This is a genomic window from Streptomyces bungoensis (assembly GCF_001514215.1).
In the GTDB taxonomy this organism is placed as follows: Bacteria; Actinomycetota; Actinomycetes; order Streptomycetales; family Streptomycetaceae; genus Streptomyces; species Streptomyces bungoensis.
Window position 1 is genome coordinate 72,069 of the sequence record NZ_KQ948872.1, and the last position, 18,658, is coordinate 90,726.

18 protein-coding genes and 1 pseudogene are annotated in these 18,658 nt (G+C 73.2%); 12 read left to right on the top strand and 7 right to left on the bottom strand.

From position 1 onward, the window contains the following. Positions 1 to 6: 6 nt before the first annotated feature. A complete protein-coding gene (locus AQJ66_RS31590; RefSeq protein ID WP_244162988.1) occupies positions 7 to 489 on the top strand; it encodes an SRPBCC family protein in 483 nt (160 codons plus the stop codon). Positions 490 to 517: 28 nt separating this feature from the next. On the opposite strand, the gene AQJ66_RS31595 is transcribed toward AQJ66_RS31590, so the two are convergent. The 4 genes from AQJ66_RS31595 to AQJ66_RS31610 all read right to left on the bottom strand — a co-directional run bounded on the left by AQJ66_RS31595 (position 518) and on the right by AQJ66_RS31610 (position 5,751). Next, positions 518 to 2,068, bottom strand: a complete 1,551-nt coding sequence (locus AQJ66_RS31595) for a type 1 periplasmic-binding domain-containing protein (protein ID WP_061928798.1) — start codon at positions 2,066 to 2,068, stop codon at positions 518 to 520. After that, a complete protein-coding gene (locus AQJ66_RS31600) occupies positions 2,068 to 4,167 on the bottom strand; it encodes a hypothetical protein (RefSeq protein ID WP_061928800.1) in 2,100 nt (699 codons plus the stop codon). Before AQJ66_RS31600 ends, AQJ66_RS31595 begins: the two co-directional genes overlap by 1 nt. A gap of 116 nt (positions 4,168 to 4,283) precedes the next feature. After that, positions 4,284 to 4,733 (bottom strand): nucleoside deaminase, encoded by a 450-nt coding sequence (locus AQJ66_RS31605; RefSeq protein ID WP_061928803.1) that lies wholly within the window; start codon positions 4,731 to 4,733, stop codon positions 4,284 to 4,286. A 49-nt stretch (positions 4,734 to 4,782) separates the two neighbouring features. Then, positions 4,783 to 5,751, bottom strand: coding sequence for a quinone oxidoreductase family protein (locus tag AQJ66_RS31610; protein ID WP_061928805.1), 969 nt, complete (start codon positions 5,749 to 5,751; stop codon positions 4,783 to 4,785). 183 nt (positions 5,752 to 5,934) lie between these two features. Here AQJ66_RS31610 and AQJ66_RS31615 point away from each other — a divergent pair, with 183 nt between their 5' ends. After that, complete coding sequence (locus AQJ66_RS31615) at positions 5,935 to 6,918, top strand: DMT family transporter (protein ID WP_425264320.1); 984 nt, start codon at positions 5,935 to 5,937, stop codon at positions 6,916 to 6,918. On the opposite strand, the gene AQJ66_RS31620 is transcribed toward AQJ66_RS31615, so the two are convergent. Beyond that, positions 6,815 to 7,696 carry a LysR family transcriptional regulator gene (locus AQJ66_RS31620; protein ID WP_061928806.1) on the bottom strand — a complete coding sequence of 294 codons (882 nt, stop codon included), beginning with the start codon at positions 7,694 to 7,696 and terminating at the stop codon, positions 6,815 to 6,817. The two genes, AQJ66_RS31615 and AQJ66_RS31620, sit on opposite strands and share 104 nt — an antisense overlap. 9 nt (positions 7,697 to 7,705) lie before the next feature. Further along, positions 7,706 to 8,011, bottom strand: a pseudogene (locus AQJ66_RS31625) (PLD nuclease N-terminal domain-containing protein); the annotation flags it as partial. 241 nt (positions 8,012 to 8,252) lie between these two features. Between AQJ66_RS31625 and AQJ66_RS31630 the strand changes: the two are divergent. From AQJ66_RS31630 to AQJ66_RS31670, 9 genes are all read left to right on the top strand, one after another. Next, positions 8,253 to 9,710: a menaquinone biosynthesis decarboxylase gene (locus AQJ66_RS31630; protein WP_061928919.1), complete on the top strand. Its 1,458-nt coding sequence runs from the start codon at positions 8,253 to 8,255 to the stop codon at positions 9,708 to 9,710. After that, positions 9,707 to 10,609, top strand: coding sequence for a menaquinone biosynthesis prenyltransferase MqnP (gene mqnP, locus AQJ66_RS31635; RefSeq protein WP_061928807.1), 903 nt, complete (start codon positions 9,707 to 9,709; stop codon positions 10,607 to 10,609). Before AQJ66_RS31630 ends, mqnP begins: the two co-directional genes overlap by 4 nt. 79 nt (positions 10,610 to 10,688) lie before the next feature. After that, on the top strand, positions 10,689 to 11,336 hold the full coding sequence (locus AQJ66_RS31640; RefSeq protein ID WP_061928808.1) for a UbiX family flavin prenyltransferase: 648 nt from the start codon (positions 10,689 to 10,691) through the stop codon (positions 11,334 to 11,336). 67 nt (positions 11,337 to 11,403) lie between these two features. After that, positions 11,404 to 11,859, top strand: coding sequence for an Lrp/AsnC family transcriptional regulator (locus AQJ66_RS31645; protein WP_061928809.1), 456 nt, complete (start codon positions 11,404 to 11,406; stop codon positions 11,857 to 11,859). Between the two features lie 38 nt (positions 11,860 to 11,897). Continuing rightward, positions 11,898 to 13,061: an aminofutalosine synthase MqnE gene (gene mqnE, locus AQJ66_RS31650; protein ID WP_061928810.1), complete on the top strand. Its 1,164-nt coding sequence runs from the start codon at positions 11,898 to 11,900 to the stop codon at positions 13,059 to 13,061. 51 nt (positions 13,062 to 13,112) lie between these two features. Further along, positions 13,113 to 13,763: a UdgX family uracil-DNA binding protein gene (locus tag AQJ66_RS31655; RefSeq protein ID WP_061928811.1), complete on the top strand. Its 651-nt coding sequence runs from the start codon at positions 13,113 to 13,115 to the stop codon at positions 13,761 to 13,763. 28 nt (positions 13,764 to 13,791) lie between these two features. Continuing rightward, a complete protein-coding gene (locus AQJ66_RS31660) occupies positions 13,792 to 14,316 on the top strand; it encodes a GNAT family N-acetyltransferase (protein WP_061928812.1) in 525 nt (174 codons plus the stop codon). A gap of 84 nt (positions 14,317 to 14,400) precedes the next feature. Further along, complete coding sequence (locus AQJ66_RS31665; protein WP_061928813.1) at positions 14,401 to 14,700, top strand: DUF4229 domain-containing protein; 300 nt, start codon at positions 14,401 to 14,403, stop codon at positions 14,698 to 14,700. Positions 14,701 to 14,740: 40 nt separating this feature from the next. Then, positions 14,741 to 15,388, top strand: a complete 648-nt coding sequence (locus AQJ66_RS31670; protein ID WP_061928814.1) for a TetR/AcrR family transcriptional regulator — start codon at positions 14,741 to 14,743, stop codon at positions 15,386 to 15,388. Between the two features lie 24 nt (positions 15,389 to 15,412). On the opposite strand, the gene AQJ66_RS31675 is transcribed toward AQJ66_RS31670, so the two are convergent. Continuing rightward, positions 15,413 to 16,315, bottom strand: a complete 903-nt coding sequence (locus tag AQJ66_RS31675; RefSeq protein ID WP_425264321.1) for a MaoC family dehydratase — start codon at positions 16,313 to 16,315, stop codon at positions 15,413 to 15,415. Between the two features lie 324 nt (positions 16,316 to 16,639). Here AQJ66_RS31675 and AQJ66_RS31680 point away from each other — a divergent pair, with 324 nt between their 5' ends. Beyond that, positions 16,640 to 18,586, top strand: coding sequence for an AMP-dependent synthetase/ligase (locus AQJ66_RS31680; protein WP_244162989.1), 1,947 nt, complete (start codon positions 16,640 to 16,642; stop codon positions 18,584 to 18,586). Positions 18,587 to 18,658: the final 72 nt, after the last annotated feature.

Here is an 18,658-nt window from a genome sequence, read left to right on the forward strand (position 1 = left end):
GGTGCCATGAGCGGTTCCATCGAACAGGGCACCAGCCAGACACACGGGAACACGCACATCCTCCACTTCCTGGTGCGGATCCCGCGGCGCATGGAGGACGTCTGGACGGCGGTGGCCACCCCCGCGGGGCTGGGGGGCTGGTTCACCGCCGTCGACGTCCTGGAGCCCCGGCTCGACGGCGAGGTCACGCTGCGCGAGCTGGGCAGCGGCCGGATCACGGCGTGGGACGTGGACCGGGTCGCCGAGTACACCGTCGGGGACGGCGGCCGGATCCGCTTCCACCTGGAGCGCGACGGGGAGCGGGGCACCGTGCTGCGCTTCACCCACGAGTGGCGGGGCGAGCGGGAGTCCGAGGCCCGCTGGCGCACCAGGTTCGAACGTCTGATCGACAACCTGGAGCCGTCCGGGCCCCCAGTGCCGTCCGAGCCGTCCCCACCGGACCGGGAAGGCCCCGGGCAGGAGCAGCTCCTGCCCGGCCAGTTCACCTGAGCGGGGCCAACGCCCCGCTTCCGCCGCCCTACGGCGACGGCGGCAGGCAGTCCTTCGCCGGCGGCTTCCCCTCCGGCCAGGCGATCCGCACGAACCGCGCGCCGCCCTCCGGGGTCAGCTCCACGATCGGCACGGCCTTGTCGTACGGGTTGCCGTGCACGTCCAGGCAGATCCAGCCGCTCGCGCCGTCCACCCGCAGCGAGCCCTTGACCTGCGGCCACTGCAGGCCGACGTCCGCCAGCCCCGGGATCTTCCGCCCGTCCGGCACCGCCTCCCGGATGCCGTGCACCGCCAGCTGCAGGGTGTCGTAGCCGGTGATCAGCTGGCCGTCGTCGAGGGCGGCGGAGCCGATCGGGCCCACCGGGGCGCGCCGGGCGCCGGCCAGCAGCTCGTTCAGCGCGCCGAAGTCCGCCGCCGAGCCGCCCGTCCGCGCCGTGTCCCGCGCCCAGGCGTCCGGATGGGCGAGGGACGTGTAGCGCACGGCCAGCCGGTGGCGCAGGGCGGTCCGGTCCAGCTCGCTCTCGTGGGTCAGGTACGACGCCTCGTCGCCGGTCAGCACCGTGAACCGGCGGTCCTGGCAGCCGCGCCCGCCCAGCGCGTTGATGAACTGCCGCAGCTGCGTGTGCCGGCCCGCGAACAGGATCGTGTCGGTCTCCCGGGAGGTGTCGCACACCAGGTGCGTGATCTGCCGGAAGGTGTTCGCGGTCGTGCCCTCCTGGCTGCGGTCGGCGGGCGGCGTGAACGGCTGCGGCTCGTACGGCGAGCCCTTGATCAGCGCCGCGAACGACCGCTGCAGCGTGCGCGTGTACGGGTCGCCGGGCTTGTCGTACACCAGCAGTGCCTTGCCCGCGCTCACCCGGGCGAACGACGCCAGCGCGCGGGCCTCGTCGGTGTTGGTCGGCGACACCCGGGCGAGCCCCGGGTAGGGGTCCTGGCCGTGCTGCCCGTTGGCCAGGTCGTCGGCGGTGATGGAGGAGCCGACCACCGGGACGTGGCGCCGGGTCAGCTCCCGGACGGCCTTCTTGGCGTTGTCGGTGCTCTGCCCGACGCCCGCGACCGCCCGCAGCCGGTCCGCGCTCGTCGTCATCCGCGTGAGCTGGTCCACCGTCTGCCGCCAGTGGCCCCCGGTCGCCCCCGGGTTGGCGAGCACCAGCCGGATCGCCGGCGCCTCCCCGTTGGAGTCGTGGTTGGCCCGGTACTGCGCCAGGTAGGCGCCCTGCAGCTGGTGCAGGATGTCGTTGAGGCTGGTCGCCGAGGTGGAGGTGTACGGGAGCAGCAGCGCCACCGTCACGTAGCCGCCGGGCTTCAGCCGGTCGTTCTCCCGCCGGATCGCCCGTACCACGTCCCGCAGCCGCGTCTGCCCGAAGTCGTACGAGCCCGTCGCCACGCCCACGCACTCGTCGCTGCCCTCCGGCCGGGACACCCCGGGCGCGCAGGACCGGTCGTCGCGCAGGAGCGGGCGGACCGCGAACACCAGCCCCGCCACCAGGGCCGCCGCCACCAGCAGCGCCAGATAGCGGCGCAGCGGGATCTCCCACACGCTCTCCCGCACCCATGTGCCCACACCCCTGCGCGCCATCACGCCTCCCCGCTCCGGTCGTCCGCGCCGCCGGCCCCCTGGCCGTCGTCGGGGCCGTCCATCGGGCGCCCGGCCAGCGCCGCCGCCGGCCAGTCCCGCGACGCCCGCCACAGCAGCGCGTTGCCCGCCGGCCGCAGGTTGGACAGCTGCTCCAGCTCGAAGCGGAGCCGGTCGCACACCTTCGCGTCGGGCAGCACCAGCGGATCGGCCAGCAGCCACACCGCGTGCAGCAGCCGGCGGATCCGCAGGTGCAGGACGGCGTCCACGCCCTCCGGCGGCTCCTGCCCGGCGTCCGTGCGGCCCAGCGCCACGGCGGCCCGCCGGTCGCCGGGGCCGGTGGAGTCGCGCCCCTCGGCGTCGTGCGCGTGGAAGTAGGGCGCGGACGCGACGAAGCGCAGGGTGCGCAGCCAGGCGCGGGTGTCCAGCGACAGGAAGCCGTCCCGCAGGTGGGCGACCGCCGACTCGGTCCGGCCGAGGGCGAGTTCGTGGTGGAGCCGGTAGGGGGCGTGCTCCGGGTCCGGGTAGTGGGCGCTCAGCGTCTCGTGCGCCGTGCGCCAGGAGGCGTGGTCGGGGTCCCGCAGGTGCAGCCGGAGCAGCAGCAGGGTCCGCACGAACGGGTCGCCGACGAACCGGCCCGGCACGGTCGGCAGCCCCTCCTCGGCCAGCCGGGTCTGCAGGGCCCGTACGTCCGCCGGGCCGAAGGTGTCCGGCAGCAGGGCCGCGGCCAGCGCGCACGCCGAGTCGTGGTCGTGGGCGGCGGCCAGCACGGTCAGCTCCTCCAGGTGCTCGGCCGGGACCAGCCGGTCGAGCAGCGCCTGGTAGGTGGGTACGGCCGGCCGGTCCTCGGCCGGCCGCACGCCGGCGGTGAGCAGCTCGCCCAGCGAGGACGCCCCGGGCAGGTTCTGCGCGGCGGACTCGGCGAGCAGGACGATGCCCAGCGGGTTGCCGCCCGTCAGCCGGTGCGTGGCGTGCGGCAGTTGGGGCGGGACGGGGGTGTCGCCGCAGACCGCGCCGATCAGGTGCAGGGTGTCGTCCGGGGTGAGCGGGGCGAGCGCGACGAGCAGCGCGCGCGACGAGGGGGCCGCCTCCGGGGCCCAGCCGCTGCGCCGGGCCACCTCCGCGAGCTCCCGCCGGACCGCGCTGCGCAGGCTCTCGCGGCCCTCCCCGCGCCGGGCCGCGACGAACGCGACCTGGTCGGTGACGCCCTCGGCGCGGTCGCGCAGCACGGCCTCCACGAGCCCCGGGCCGGGCGCGGTCTGCGCGTTGTCGATCAGCACCAGCGGCCGGCCGAGGCGCTGCATGCGCGGCAGCACGCCCGCGTACGCCTCCGTCAGGTCGGCGAGCAGCGCCCGCACCAGGTACCGCTCGGCGTGCTCCCGGGAGGTGCCGCCGGCCCGGAAGTGCCCCGACAGCAGCATCAGGCCGCGCTGGGCGTGCCCGCCCGCGTTCGGATACGTCCGGTACCACACCGACGCCTTCTGGTGGCGGCGGCTGGTGAAGCCCTCGGCGACCGACTCCAGGGTCGCCTCGATCGCGCCGGACAGCAGCGGGCCGGTGCCGGTGGCCGCGGCCACCACCTTGGCCGCCACCTTCCCGGCCCAGCGCCCGGCCAGGCCGCTGACCCACGAGCCGCTCTCGTTCAGCAGCAGGATCCGCTCGACCTCCCGGCGGATCCGCTCGGAGTCGGCGTCGCCCCAGCCGCCCGCCGCCACGGCCACCAGGCCCGACATCAGCCGCGGGAAGGTGATCCGTCCGGCCCCCGTCACCGGTGCCGCGAGCTGCTCGGCGATCACCAGCAGTCCCTGGGCGACCGGCGACCACGACTCGGCGGGCCGCTCGGCGGGCGGACCCGCGAACTGCGGCTCCGCGCAGTCGATCAGCGCGACCGGCGTGTGCCCCCGGTAGGCGTCCAGCAGCTCGCCCAGCACCGCGCTCTTGCCCAGGCCCCGGGCGCCCGTGAGCACCACGAAGGGCAGCTCCTGCGGGTGCTCCACCGGATGCCCGCGGTGGTGGTGGGGGCGCAGCCCCACGAGCCGGGGCGCGAGACCGGCCGGATCGGCATCGAACAACGCACCGCGCCCATGCAGATGTCTGCCCACCGCACCCCCCTCAACAGCAGTGTAGGAAGGGGAAGTTGCACCGGGCCAGGGTCAGTGGTGTCCGTTGGGTCACGAAACAGTCGCGGTGCGTACGGAAGGCCGGCGTCCGCCGCCGGTCACGCGCCGATGTCCTCGTTCCACAGGGCCGGGTGGTCCGCGACGAAGTCCCGCATCAGGGCGACGCACGCGGGGTCGTCGAGCAGGACGATCTCCACGCCGTGCTCGGCCAGCCAGCGGTGCCCGCCCTCGAAGGTGACGGCCTCCCCGATCACCACCCGGGAGATGCCGAACTGCCGGACCAGGCCGCTGCAGTACCAGCACGGGGAGAGGGTGGTCACCATCGTCGTCCCGCGGTACGAGGGCCGCCGCCCCGCCGCCCGGAACGCGGCCGTCTCCGCGTGCAGGGAGGGGTCGCCGTCCTGCACCCGGCGGTTGTGCCCCCGCCCGAGCAGCGCGCCGTCCGGCCCGTACAGCGCGGCCCCGATCGGGATCCCGCCCTCGGCGAGCCCGGCCCGCGCCTCCTCCAGCGCGGTCCCGAGCCAGGAGCGGGCCAGTTCCTGGTCCATGGGATCACTGTGCGGCAGGACGGGCGCCGGGGCAACGAGCCTGGGCTCCTCAGACCCGCAGCAGCAGCTTGCCCGTGCTCGTGCGCGAGCCCATCAGGCGGTGGGCCTCCGCCGCCTCCTCCAGGGGGAACTCGGCCGTCACCGGCAGGGACACCGTGCCGTCGGCCGCGGTGGCGAAGGCCAGTTCGGACAGGCGGCGCAGGGCGGCCGGGGCCGTCCGGGCGAGAGTGAGGATGGAGAAGCCGGAGACCGAGACGCCGAGCGGGTACAGCTCCGGCTGGCCCACGCTCCACGGCTCGGCCGAGCTCGCGTTGCCGAAGGAGACCAGGCGGCCGAAGACGGCCAGGGAGGCGAGGCCCGCGCGCAGGGTGTCCCCGCCGACCGGGTCGAGGACCAGGTCGACGCCCCGGCCGCCGGTCGCCTGCCGCACCGGCTCCTGGAAGGCGCCGGTGAACACCTCGTCGTAGCCGTGCTCCTTGGCGTACGCGGCCTTCGCCGCCGAGGACACCACGCCGTACACCGCCCCCGCGCCCGCAGCCCGCGCCAGCCGGCCCGCCGCCGTGCCGACCCCGCCGGCCGCTCCCTGGACGAGCACCGTCTCGCCCGGCTGGAGCCGGCCCACGGAGTGGATCAGGGCGTAGGCCGTCGGCAGGACCGTCGGGAGGGTGGCCGCCGTGCGCAGGTCCATGCCCGGCGGGAGCGGGAAGACGGTGGCCGCCTCGGCCACGGCGACCTCCGCGTAGGCCCCGCCCTCGGTGAGCGCCGCGACCTCCTGGCCGACGGTGAGACCGGTGACCCCCGCGCCCAGCGCCCGCACCCGGCCGGAGACCTCCAGGCCGGGGACGTACGGCAGGCGCGGCACGCGGTAGCCCTCCGCGCGGGCCTTGAGGTCGGCGAAGTTGACGCCCGTGTACGCCACGTCGACGCTCACCTGCCCGGGGCCGGGCTCGGGCACCTCGGCCGCGACCGCCCTGAGGACCTCGGGACCGCCGTACTGCTGGAACTCGACCGCACGCATGCCACACTCCCGGCTCGGCAAAGGCTCATGGTGTTCGTCGACGAGCGAACACATGGTGAGTGTATGACGCTTATCGAACACTCGGCAAGCGGCCGGGGTCATCGGCGGCGCCGATGACCCCATCGGCACAGCGCCCCGCCGGCGCGTAGACCTGCGCCTGCAACCGTTCGTAACGTCGTCGGCATGACCCCACAGACCACGGGCCAGATCACGGGACAGGCCACCGGACAGGCCTCCGGCACGGCCCAGTTGACGGCCGCGATGATGCTCTCCGGCACCCTCGGCGTCTTCGTCGTCGAGTCCGGCGCCCCGCCCTTCGACGTCGTCTTCTTCCGCGTCCTGTTCGGCGCCGTGGCGCTCGGCGGCTACGTCACCGCCCGGGGCATGCTGCGCGGCCACGGCTTCACCCGGCGCACCCTCGCACTCGCCGTCCTCGGCGGGGTGCTCATCGTCCTGAACTGGGTGCTGCTCTTCGAGTCGTACGAGAACACGTCGATCTCGGTCGCCACGGTCGTCTACCACACGCAGCCCTTCTACGTGGTCCTCCTCGGCGCCCTCCTCTTCCGGGAGCGGCTCACCGCCGCCCGGGCCGGCTGGATCGCCGTCGCCTTCGCCGGGCTGGTCCTCGTCTCCGGGGTGACCCCGGCCGACTTCACCGGCGGCGGCGCGTACCTCACCGGCATCGGCCAGGCCCTCCTCGCCGCGCTGCTCTACGGCCTGTCCACCCTGGTGACGAAGCGGATCACCGGCGTGCGCCCGCACCTGATCGCCCTCGTCCAGGTGCTGGTCGGCATCCCGCTGCTGCTGCCCCTCGCGGACTTCGGCGCCATGCGCGGCACCGGCTGGGGCTGGGGCTGGCTGGCCGGCCTCGGACTGATCCACACCGGGCTCATGTACGTCCTCATGTACGCCGCCTACGCCAAGCTGCCCACCGCGAAGATCGCCGTCCTGGCCTTCGTCTACCCGGCCGTCGCGATGGTCATGGACTGGGCGGTGTACGGCCACCACATCGGGATCGTCCAGGCACTCGGCGTCCCGCTGATCGTGACCGCGAGCCTCAAGGTCACCCTTGCTCGGCCACCAGCCGCCGCGCCTGCTCCACGAACAGCCGGGCGTGCGCCGGAAGCCGCTTTCCGGCCCGCCACGCCAGCTGCGTGCGAAGCGTGAACGGCGGCTCCCAGGCCAGCCGTACGAGGGTGCCCTCCGCGAGTTCGGCGGCGACCGTCACCTCGGGCAGCAGCGCGATCCCGAGGCCGGCCGCCGCCGCGCGCTTGGTCGCCTCGATCGTGCCGAACTCCATGAAGTCCACCGGCTTCAGCGCGGTCAGCTCCCGCTCGAACAGGTCCCGGTAGGCGCACCCGGGTTCGGTGGCCAGCAGCGGCTGCTCCGTCAGGTCGGCGGTGGCCAGGGCCCGTTCGGCCAGGGCGTGCCCGGGCGCGGCCACCAGCGCCAGCGGCTCCACCGCGAGCACCACGCTCTCCAGGCCCGGGTGGTCGGTCTCCTCCTCCATCAGGAAGCCGACGTCGTACGTGCCCTGCCGCAGGGCCTGCCGGGTGTCGTCGCCGATGGTGGTGCGCAGGGCGAGGCGCACCTTCGGGTGGCGGTGGTGGAAGTACTCCAGCAGCGGCGGCAGCCGGTAGGAGGTCAGGGACTCCATGGTCCCGACGGTCAGGGCGCCGGAGGGCTCCCCGGTCCCGGTGACCGCCGCCCGGGCCTCCTCGGCCAGCTCGATGATCTGCCGGGCGTAGGGCACCAGCCGCTCGCCCGCCTCGGTGAGCCGGATGTGCCCGCCGAGCCGGTCGAACAGCTCGACGCCCAGCGAGGACTCCAGGGCGCGGATCTGACCGGTCACGCTGGACTGCGCGTACGACAGCTCGGCCGCGGCCCGGGTGAAGCTCAGCACCGCGGCGACCTTGTCGAAGGTGACGAGCAGCCTCAGTTCCACGGGTCAGCCGTCGTTCTTGGGGTCGTCCCGCTCGAGCGACCTGAGGAACTCGGGGTTGTCGTCGGGCGCGACCCACCGCGCGGCCCCGTCGCGGTGCCACCGCGAGGGCGCCGAGCCGTCCGCCGGGGCGTGCCGCACCTTGCCGGTGAGCAGCCAGGCGACCGGGCCCACCAGCACCTCGCCGAACAGCAGGATGACGATGACCCACACCACCTTCGGCAGGTGGCGCACCTCTTCCTCGGGGGTGTTCAGGCAGTCCACGAACGCGTAGATCCACAGCGCCAGGACCAGCAGGAACGGCAGATACCTCAGCATGGTGGTGCGAACTCCCCGCGCTCTGGAACGGCCCCGGTGACCGGCCCAGGCTATCGTCCGCCGTCCGTCCCGCACCGCGCCGGCGGTTCCGCGTACGAGGTCCGGCTCGCGGATCGGCCGGATCACGGTGTCGCCCACCTGCGCGATCGGCGGCCCTCACGTGCCGGTGGATCACCGCCGCCGGACGACGGAGGCCCCCCGGTGCCCGGCCCACCGCACCGGGTGGCCGATACTGGGACGCATGGCTTACGACGATCTTCGCTCCCTGTTGCGAGCGCTGGAGCGCGAGGGCGACCTCAAGCGCATCAAGGCCGAGGTCGACCCCTACCTGGAGGTCGGGGAGATCGTCGACCGGGTCCAGAAGGCAGGCGGGCCGGCGCTGCTCTTCGAGAACGTCAAGGGCTCGGCGATGCCGCTGGCCATGAACGTCTTCGGCACCGACCGGCGGCTGCTCAAGGCGCTCGGGCTGAAGTCCTACGCCGAGATCAGCGACCGGATCGGCGGACTGCTGCGGCCCGAGCTGCCGCACGGATTCGTCGGCGTGCGCGAGGCGTTCGGCAAGCTCGGCGCGATGGCGCACGTGCCGCCGAAGAAGGTGAAGTCCGACGGCGCCCCCGTGCACGAGGTCGTCCTGCACGGCGACGACGTCGACCTCGACCGGCTGCCGGCCCTGTTCACCTGGCCGAAGGACGGCGGCTCCTTCTTCAACCTGGGGCTCACCCACACCAAGGACCCCGAGACCGGCGTCCGCAACCTCGGCCTGTACCGGCTGCAGCGCCACGACAAGCGCACGATCGGCATGCACTGGCAGATCCACAAGGACAGCCGGAACCACTACCAGGTGGCCGCGCGCCGGGGCGAACGCCTGCCGGTCGCCATCGCCTTCGGCTGCCCGCCGGCCGTGACCTACGCCTCCACCGCGCCGCTCCCCGGCGACATCGACGAGTACTTCTTCGCCGGGTTCGTCGCGGGCCGGCGGATCGAGATGGTCGACTGCAAGACCGTCCCGCTCCAGGTACCCGCCAACGCCGAAGTCGTCCTGGAGGGCTGGCTGGAGCCCGGCGAGATGCGGCCGGAGGGTCCCTTCGGCGACCACACCGGCTTCTACACCCCGCAGGAGCCGTTCCCGGCGCTGACCATCGACTGCGTGACGATGCGCAGGCGCCCGCTGCTCCAGTCGATCGTCGTCGGCCGGCCCCCGACCGAGGACGGCCCGCTGGGCCGCGCCACGGAACGCTTCTTCCTGCCCCTGCTGAAGATCATCGTGCCGGACATCGTGGACTACCACCTCCCCGAGGCGGGCGGCTTCCACAACTGCGCGATCGTCTCGATCGACAAGAAGTACCCCAAGCACGCGCAGAAGGTGATGCACGCGGTCTGGGGGGCGCACATGATGTCGCTGACCAAGCTGATCGTGGTCGTGGACTCCGACTGCGACGTCCACGACCTGCACGAGGTCGCCTGGCGCGCGCTCGGCAACACCGACTACCACCGGGACCTCACGGTCGTCGAAGGCCCCGTCGACCACCTCGACCACGCGTCGTACCAGCAGTTCTGGGGCGGCAAGGCGGGGATCGACGCGACGAGGAAGTGGCCCGAGGAGGGCTACACCCGGGACGGGGGCTGGCCGGACATGGTGCTGTCCGACCCCGAGACTGCGGCGAAGGTCGACCGCCGCTGGAAGGAGTACGGCCTGTGACCAGCGCTTCGGCGGCACTCCCGCAGCCAGGACGCACCAAGGCGTTCCTGCGCCTGGTGATGATCGAGCACTCGGTCTTCGCGCTCCCCTTCGCCTACATCGCCTCCCTCACCGCGATGTACCAGTGGGACAGGAACATCCACTGGGGCCGCCTGCTGCTCGTCACCGTCTGCATGGTGGGCCTGAGGACCTTCGCGATGGCGGTCAACCGGATCATCGACCGGGAGATCGACGCGCGCAATCCGCGCACGGCGCACCGCGAGCTGGTGACCGGCGCGATGTCCGTGAAGCACGCCTGGACGGGCGCGCTGATCGCCCTGGTGGTCTTCCTCGGCGCGGCGGCCCTGCTCAACCCGCTGTGCCTCGCCCTGGCCCCCATCGCCGTCATCCCGATGGTCGTCTACCCGTACGGCAAGCGGTTCACGAACTTCCCGCAGGCCATCCTCGGCCTCGCCCAGGCCATGGGCCCGGTCGGCGGCTGGCTCGCGATCTCGGGGCAGTGGTCCTGGGACGCGGTGGTCCTCGGCCTCGCCGTCGGCGTCTGGATCGGCGGCTTCGACCTCATCTACGCCTGCCAGGACGTCGAGACCGACCGCGAGATCGGCGTCATGTCGGTCCCGGCGCGCTTCGGCATCCCGGCGGCGATCCGGGGCGCCCGCGCCTGCCACACGATCACGACGGCCCTGTTCGTCTGGTACGGCCTGGCCACCCACGCCGGCGCCTTCTTCTGGCTGGGCCTGCTGATCGTCGCGGCCGCCTTCTGCTACGAGCACACGATCGTCCGCCCGCACGACCTGTCCCGCCTGAACAGGGCGTTCTTCTCCGTCAACGGGTTCATCGGCATCGCCCTTTTCGTGTGCGCGCTGCTGGACCTGCTGGTGCGCGGCCTGACCGTCTGAGCGGCCGCGCCCCACCCGGCCTGAGAGGCAGGCGACCCACCGGTACGCTCAAGGTGTGAACGCAGGAGAAACGCGGCGTGTGCCTTGGATCGTGGGGGTGTCCGGAGCTTCCGGGACGCCCTATGCGGCAGCGGTGCTGCGGGCGCTGCTGGCGGCGGGCGAGGCGGTGGACCTGGTGGTCAGCCGGGCCTCGCGGCTGACGCTGCTGGACGAGACGGGCATCTCGTTCCGGGACGCGCACTGGCAGGACGACCTGCGGGAATGGCTGGGCCGGGGGGCCGACGGCAAGCCCGGCGCCTTCGAGGTGGACGTCAGCGGCGTCCGGTACTGGAGCGCGGGGGACCTCGCCGCCGGGCCGTCCTCCGGGTCGTACCCGGTCAAGGGGATGCTCATCGTGCCGGCGTCCACGGCCTGTGTGGCCGGTGTCGCGCTCGGGCTTTCCAAGGATCTGCTGCAGCGCGCGGCCGGCGTCACACTGAAGGAGCGCCGGCCGCTCGTCGTGGCCGTACGGGAGACCCCCTTGAACGGCCAGACCCTGCGCCACCTCGTCGCGCTGGACGACGCCGGGGCGAGCGTGGTGCCGGCCTCGCCGGCCTTCTACGCGGGCGCCACCCACATCCAGGACCTGGTCGACTTCGTCGCCGGGCGGGTGCTCGACGCGGCGGGCGTCGGGCACGGCCTGTACCGGCGCTGGAAGGGCGAGCTGGGCGGCGGCACCCCGAGCTAGCCCTCGTCACTTCGGCAGTTCAGCACTTTCACAACCTCAGGCAACTTCAGCGGAAGGCTTCGATCGCATGGACGCGGTGGACAGGCAGCTCATCCAGGCCCTGAGGGAGAACGGCCGGGCCTCCTACGCCGAGCTGGGGCGCCTCGTCGGACTCTCGGGGCCCAGCGTCACCGACCGCATCAACCGGCTGGAGGCCGCCGGTGTCATCACCGGCTACCGCGCCACCGTGAACGCGGCCTCCCTCGGCCTCGGCGTGACCGCCCTCATCGGCATCTCCCTGTCGGACGCCGCCGACCACGAGGACGTGGCCCAGCGGCTGCGGGACCTGCCCGAGATCGAGGACTGCTGGTTCATCGCCGGCGACGACTCCTACATGCTCAAGGTGCGCTCGACGGACGTCGACGGCCTGGAGCGGACGATCCGGCGGCTCAGCGGCACCAAGGGCGTCTCGCGGACCCGGACCACGATCGTGCTGTCCACGAAGTGGGAGAACAGGGTCGGGGAGCTTCCCGAAGAGGTCTAGGGATACCGTTGGGCGAGCTGTCGGAGAAAGGTGTGGGCATGGACGTCGGACTCAAGCGCGAGCTGGAGGAGAAGGTCCGGGCGGGTGTGCGCCTGACCCGTGAGGACGGCATCGCGCTGTACGAGTCGGACGACCTGGCCTGGCTGGGCGGCCTGGCGCACGAGGTGCGGACGCGGCTGAACGGCGACGTCGTGCACTTCAACGTCAACCGCCACCTGAACATGACCAACGTGTGCACGGCCTCGTGCGCCTACTGCTCCTTCCAGCGCAAGCCGGGGGAGAAGGACGCGTACACGATGCGCATCGAGGAGGCGGTGAAGCTCGCCAAGGCGATGGAGGGCGAGAACCTCACCGAACTGCACATCGTCAACGGCCTGCACCCGAACCTGCCGTGGCGCTACTACCCGCGCTCGCTGCGGGAGCTGAAGGCCGCTCTGCCGAGCGTGTCCCTGAAGGCGTTCACGGCGACCGAGATCCACCACTTCGAGACGATCTCCGGGCTGAGCGCGAGCGAGATCCTGGACGAGCTGATCGACGCCGGTCTGGAGTCCCTGACCGGCGGCGGCGCCGAGATCTTCGACTGGGAGGTCCGGCAGCACATCGTGGACCACCGCACCCACTGGGAGGACTGGTCCCGCATCCACCGGCTGGCGCACGAGAAGGGGCTCAAGACCCCGTGCACCATGCTCTACGGCCACATCGAGGAGCCGCGCCACCGCGTCGACCACGTGCTCCGGCTCCGTGAGCTGCAGGACGAGACCGGCGGCTTCCAGGTCTTCATCCCGCTGCGCTACCAGCACGACTTCGTGGACATGAAGGACGGCAAGGTCCGCAACCGGCTCCAGGCGCGGACGCAGATGGCGACCGGTGCCGAGGCACTGAAGACGTTCGCCGTCTCCCGGCTGCTGTTCGACAACGTGCCGCACGTGAAGGTGTTCTGGGTGATGCACGGCGTGCAGACCGCCCAGCTCGCCCTGCAGCACGGCGCCGACGACATGGACGGCTCGGTGGTCGAGTACAAGATCACTCACGACGCGGACAACTACGGCACGCCGAACAAGCTGACCCGCGAGGACCTGCTGGAGCTGATCCGGGACGCCGGGTTCCGCCCGGTGGAGCGCAACACGCGCTACGAGGTCATCCGCGAGTACGACGGCCCGGACCCCCTGCGCCGGGAGTCGCCGCAGCCGATGCGCCTCTGACACCGAGGGACCCCTCTCGTTACCCGCCGCCTCCACGGGTACTCGTCCGCCATGGCTGAGACGAAGGCCCCCGAGGACCTGTACACGGCGGCCCCCTTCGTTCCCGCCGGCGCCGACCTGGCCACCCTGCGCCGCGCGGCGGCGGACTGCCGGGGCTGCCCCCTGCACCGCGACGCCACCCAGACGGTGTTCGGCGCGGGCAACGCGTCCGCGCGCGTGATGCTCGTGGGGGAGCAGCCCGGTGACCAGGAGGACCGGCGGGGTGAGCCGTTCGTCGGGCCGGCGGGCAAGCTGCTGGACCGGGTCCTCGCGGACGCTGGCATCGACCCGTCGCAGACGTACGTCACCAACGCCGTCAAGCACTTCAAGTTCACGCAGGCCGAGCCTAGCAAGCGGCGCATCCACAAGTCGCCGACCCTGCGCGAGACGGCCGCGTGCGCGCCCTGGCTCGCGGCCGAGCTGGCGCTCGTGGAGCCCGAGCTGATCGTGGTGCTGGGGGCCACCGCGGGCAAGGCGCTGTTCGGCTCCTCGTTCCGGGTGACGGAGGTGCGCGGGACCGTGCTGGAGCGGGAGATCCACGGGCGGCCGGAGCGGGTGGTGCCCACGGTGCACCCGTCGGCCGTGCTGCGGGCGGACGACCGCGAGGGGGCGTACCGCGGGCTGCTGGCGGACCTGAAGGTGGCCGCACACGCCCTTGGGTAGGGGTGCGGGTAATGGATAGCATCGGCCCATGCCCCTTACCTTCACGCTCGATCCCGCGATCGGCCCCGCCCTGCGCGACGGCGTACTCGACCTCTGGGCGGACGTCACGAACGCCGGCGGAGCCGTCGGCTTCGTGCCGCCGGTGACCCGGGAGGACGTGCGGCCCGAGCTGGTCAGGCACTTCGTCGCGATGGCCGAGGGGCGCCACCGGCTGCTGGTCGGGCACGACGAGGAGGGGCGGGTCGCCGCCACCGCGTTCTTCGCCTTCAACACCCACCGGCTGATGACGCACTGGGTGTGGCTCTACACGGTGATGGTCCACCCCAAGCACCAGGGCCAGGGGTACGGCCGCGCGCTGATGGCGGCCGCCGCCGACGCGGCCCGCACCTTCGACGGCATCGAGGCCGTCCGGCTGACCTGCCGGGGCGGTCTGGGGCTGGAGCGGTTCTACGGCTCCTGCGGTTACCAGGAGGTCGGCCGGGTGCCCGGCGCCATCCGGGTCGCCCCCGGCGACCACCGCGACGACGTCTTCATGCTGCTGCCGCTGCGCTGACCGCGCCGACCCCGGTGAAAGATCGCCCCCCGAACGTGCTTCACTGGACGATGACCCCTTTTGGAATCGGACGAGTGGATTGAGATGCTCCGCTACACGCTGATGCGCCTCGGCATCTTCGCCGGCTGCCTCGTGGTCGTCTGGGGGGCCGTCTACTCCGGCATCTTCCCGCGCGGCTTCGGCGCCTCCAACGGTCTGTGGGTGCTGCTGCTCGCGCTGGTCCTGTCGGCGCCGATCAGCTGGGTGGTGCTGCGCAAGGAGCGGGACCGGGCGTCGGTGCAGATCGTCACCAAGGTCGACCGGATGAAGGCCAACCTGGACGCCAACCGCAGCCAGGAGGACGTGGCCGACGACTCCGCCCGCACCCAGGGCCAGCCCTCCTGACCGAGCCACCGGGAGCACGGCGCCCAACTAGGCTTGTGCCATGGGTGCCGTGAAGACCAAGCGGATGCCGCGGGCGGTCCGTGAGCAGCAGATGCTCGACGCCGCCGTACAGATCTTCGGTCAGCGCGGCTACATGGCCGCCTCGATGGACGAGATAGCCGAACACGCGGGCGTGTCCAAGCCGTTGGTCTACCTGTACCTCAATTCCAAGGAAGACCTCTTCACCGCCTGCATCCGCCGTGAGGCCGCCGCGCTGACGGCGGCCGTCCGCGCCGGGGTCCGCCCCGGGCTGCCCGCCGACCGGCAGCTGTGGGACGGGCTCCGGGCGTTCTTCGCGTACACCGCCGAGCACCCCGACGGCTGGTCCGTGCTGCACCTCCAGGCCCGCACGCACGGCGAGGGCTTCGCCGCGGAGGTGGCCACGATGCGCGAGGAGATCGTCGCGTTCGTGACCGAGCTGATCGTGGTCGCCGCCCGCGAGGCCCACCGCGATCCCGACCTGCCGCGGCGCGAGGTCGCCGGGCTCGCCGAGGCGCTGGTCGGCGCCGCCGAGTCCCTCGCCACCTGGGCGAACGCCTCCCCGGGCACCACCGCCCGGCAGGCGGCCGCGACCCTGATGAACTTCGCCTGGGCAGGCCTGGGCGACCTGATGGACGGCCGTCCCTGGACCCCGCCGGGCGGCCCCTAGCGGACAGCGGGCCTCCCTGGGCCGCTAGTCCCGGTCCACCGCCCGCACCTCCCCGCTCACGTGCAGCCGCCCCCCGGCGCCGCGCAGTTCGAAGCGGCCGCTGCCGTCCGCGCCGTAGGCCACCGTGCCCGGCAGCAGCACCGGCGCCCGGAAGCGGGCCCGGACGGCGGCCGTGGCGGGGGTGCCGTGGGCGGCCAGGCAGCGGGCGACGGTCCACATGCCGTGGGCGATGGCGCGGGGGAAGCCGAAGAGGCGGGCGGTGAGCGGGTGGAGGTGGATGGGGTTGCGGTCGCCGGAGGCGGCCCCGTACCGGCGGCCGACGTCCTCGGCGAGCCGCCACTCGGCCACCACCGGCAGCGCGGCCGGCGGTTCCTCCCGGGGCTCCGCACCGGGCCGCCCGGTGCGGTGCCGTGCCAGGTAGGTGCTGCGCGACTCCCACACCACCGCGCCCGCCGCCCGCAGTTCGGTCACGACGGTCGCCTCGGTGCCGCGCCGGTGCGGTGCCAGCCCGGCCACGTGCACCGCGAGGTCGTACGTGCCGTCGGCGGGCAGCGCGGCCCGGTGCGAGATGCCGACCGACGTGTGCACCAGCCCCAGCAGCGGCAGCGGGAAGTCCCGGCCGCTCATCAGCCGCATGGCCAGCGGGAAGCCGAGGACGTGCGGGTAGGTGACCGGCAGCGTGTCACCACCGCCGGCGGGGCCGGGCGCGAAGCCGCAGACCCGCTCGTAGGCGGCGAGCCGGGCCGGGTCGACGCGCAGGCCGGGCAGCACCAGGCGGGTGCGGGGGAGGCCGGCGTCCGCGGAGGGGCGCTTGAAGGGGGAGCGCAGGGCGCCCCGGGCCAGCAGCGGGGCCAGGGCGGGGGCGGAGGCCAGGGTGACGGCGGTCATCATGCCCCCGGCGGCCTCCGGCCGCAGACGGTCCACCATGTCCAACTCCCGCGCGACTCGTCCGAAGTCCTTACCCTGGAGTAAGGTTACCAGCGGTAAGTCCGCGTGCGTCATCGGTCGGGAACAGGCCGGGCCCGCAGGCCGGGGGCGAAGCCGAGCGTCCCTCGGCGCATCCCCGAGGCTGCACATCCCCGGCCCCGGATCATCCCCGAACCCGCACAAGGCCCCCACAGGGGCCCCGTACCATCGGCTGACTAACCGTCGGTAACCCCTGGCGTCGGCACCGTCGGTGAACGCCTCGCCACGCGGGGCACGTACGTCATGCAGCAAGCAGTCGACCGCTGCACGCCCGAGGAGCCGCCCGTGACCACCCCCACCCCGTACCCGGACGCCCCCGTCTCCTCCGGCACGCACGTCGCGGCCACCGACTACGACGGCCGGCCGGTCCTCGTCGAGCCCGAGACCCGGCGGCTGGACGGTGCCGTACGCGAGGCGTACGTCCCGCCGTTCGCCCCGCCGGTGACGCACGGCTCGCTCGCGGACCTGCCGTTCGACAACGCCGAGGCCGACCCCGGCGCCACCGTGCTCAGCCGCAGGCTCCCCGACGGCGGCTGGACGGACGTCACGGCGGCCGAGTTCGCCGCGCAGGTCCTCGCGGTGGCGAAGGGGCTCATCGCGGAGGGCCTGGTGCCGGGCGACCGCATCGCCATCATGTCCCGCACCACCTACGAGTGGACGCTGCTCGACTTCGCCGCCTGGGCGGCCGGCCTGGTCACCGTCCCGATCTACCCCACCTCCTCCGTCTTCCAGACCCGCTGGATCCTGCACGACTCCGGCGCGGTGGCCCTGGTCACCGAGACCCAGGGCCAGGCCGCCGCCATCGGCCCCGAACTCCAGCGCATCCCCGACCTCCGGCACCTGTGGGTCACGGAGAAGGGGCACGTGGAGCGGCTGGCCGAGCTGGGCGCCGAGGTACCGGACGGCGAGGTGGGCGTCCGCCGGGGCATGCTCGTCCCCGACACGCTCGCCACCCTCATCTACACCTCCGGCACCACCGGCCGCCCCAAGGGCTGCGCCCTCTCCCACGGCAACTTCTTCGCCGAGGTCGACAACGCCGTCGAGCTGCTCCACCCGATCTTCAGGGCGCAGGGCTACGAGGCGTCGGTGCTGCTCTTCCTGCCCATGTCGCACGTCTTCGGCCGCATGGTGGCCATCGCCTGTGTGCGCGCCCGGGTCCGCCTCGGCCACGCGCCCAGCCTGAAGGCGGAGGACCTGCTCCCGGACCTGGCCGCCTTCCAGCCCACCTGCCTGCTGACCATCCCCTACATGCTGGAGAAGGTCTACAACTCCGCCCGCGCCAAGTCCGAGGCCGGCGGCCGGGCGGCCGTCTTCGACCGGGCGGCGGCGGTGGCCGTCCGGTACGGCGAGGCGCTGGAGGCCCGGCAGACCGGCTCGGGCAGCGGACCCGGCCGCGCGCTGAAGACCCAGCGCTCCTTCTACGACCCGCTGGTCTACCGGCGCATCCGGGCCGCCATGGGCGGCCGCGTCCGCTACGCCATCTGCGGCGGCTCACCCCTCGGCCGCCGCCTCGCCGCCTTCTACGCCGGCGCCGGCATCGAGATCTTCGAGGGCTACGGCCTCACGGAGACCACCGCCGCCTCCACCGTCACCCCGCCGCTCAAACCCCGCCTCGGCACCGTCGGCTGGCCCCTGCCCGGCACCCGGGTCCGGATCGCCGCCGACGGCGAGATCCTCCTCGCCGGCGACCACGTGCTGCGCGGCTACTGGGACCCGGCCGCGGGCGGCGTCGTCCCCGCCACCCGGGACGGCTGGCTGGCCACCGGCGACCTCGGCGAACTGGACGACGAGGGCTACCTGACCATCACCGGCCGCAAGAAGGAGCTGCTGATCACGGCGGGCGGCAAGTCGGTGGCCCCGGCCCCGCTGGAGAACTGGCTGCGCCAGCACCCCCTGGTCTCCCAGTGCATGCTCGTCGGCGACGGCCGCCCGTACGTCGCCGCCCTCTTCACCCTCGACCCCGACGGCATCACCCACTGGCGCCAGATGAACGGCAAGCACCCCGTCCCGCCGGAACTCCTGACGGACGACCCGGAGCTGATCGCCGTCCTCCAGCGGGCCGTGGACGAGGCCAACAGGCTCGTCTCCCGCCCCGAGTCCATCCGCCGCTTCACCGTCCTCCCCACGGACTTCACCGAGGAGGCGGGCCACCTGACCCCGTCGATGAAACTCCGCCGCGATCAGGTGCTGCGGGACTTCGAGGGGGAGGTGGAGGGGCTGTACGGGGGATGAGTCGACTGACGTAGGCTCATTGTCGTGCCATAAGGCGAACTGTGTGAATACCAGGCCCTTTTCGCATCATGT

What these genes read in the sequence shown, in the direction of transcription:
- AQJ66_RS31605 (WP_061928803.1), bottom strand. Translation starts at nt 4,733, where the DNA reads ATGGACCAGGAACTGGCCCGCTCCTGGCTCGGGACCGCGCTGGAGGAG.
- AQJ66_RS31675 (WP_425264321.1), bottom strand. Translation starts at nt 16,315, where the DNA reads ATGGTGGACCGTCTGCGGCCGGAGGCCGCCGGGGGCATGATGACCGCC.
- AQJ66_RS31670 (WP_061928814.1), top strand. Translation starts at nt 14,741, where the DNA reads ATGGGTGCCGTGAAGACCAAGCGGATGCCGCGGGCGGTCCGTGAGCAG.
- AQJ66_RS31665 (WP_061928813.1), top strand. Translation starts at nt 14,401, where the DNA reads ATGCTCCGCTACACGCTGATGCGCCTCGGCATCTTCGCCGGCTGCCTC.
- AQJ66_RS31590 (WP_244162988.1), top strand. Translation starts at nt 7, where the DNA reads ATGAGCGGTTCCATCGAACAGGGCACCAGCCAGACACACGGGAACACG.
- AQJ66_RS31660 (WP_061928812.1), top strand. Translation starts at nt 13,792, where the DNA reads ATGCCCCTTACCTTCACGCTCGATCCCGCGATCGGCCCCGCCCTGCGC.
- AQJ66_RS31595 (WP_061928798.1), bottom strand. Translation starts at nt 2,068, where the DNA reads ATGGCGCGCAGGGGTGTGGGCACATGGGTGCGGGAGAGCGTGTGGGAG.
- AQJ66_RS31655 (WP_061928811.1), top strand. Translation starts at nt 13,113, where the DNA reads ATGGCTGAGACGAAGGCCCCCGAGGACCTGTACACGGCGGCCCCCTTC.
- AQJ66_RS31645 (WP_061928809.1), top strand. Translation starts at nt 11,404, where the DNA reads ATGGACGCGGTGGACAGGCAGCTCATCCAGGCCCTGAGGGAGAACGGC.
- AQJ66_RS31615 (WP_425264320.1), top strand. Translation starts at nt 5,935, where the DNA reads ATGACCCCACAGACCACGGGCCAGATCACGGGACAGGCCACCGGACAG.
- AQJ66_RS31630 (WP_061928919.1), top strand. Translation starts at nt 8,253, where the DNA reads ATGGCTTACGACGATCTTCGCTCCCTGTTGCGAGCGCTGGAGCGCGAG.
- AQJ66_RS31610 (WP_061928805.1), bottom strand. Translation starts at nt 5,751, where the DNA reads ATGCGTGCGGTCGAGTTCCAGCAGTACGGCGGTCCCGAGGTCCTCAGG.
- mqnE (WP_061928810.1), top strand. Translation starts at nt 11,898, where the DNA reads ATGGACGTCGGACTCAAGCGCGAGCTGGAGGAGAAGGTCCGGGCGGGT.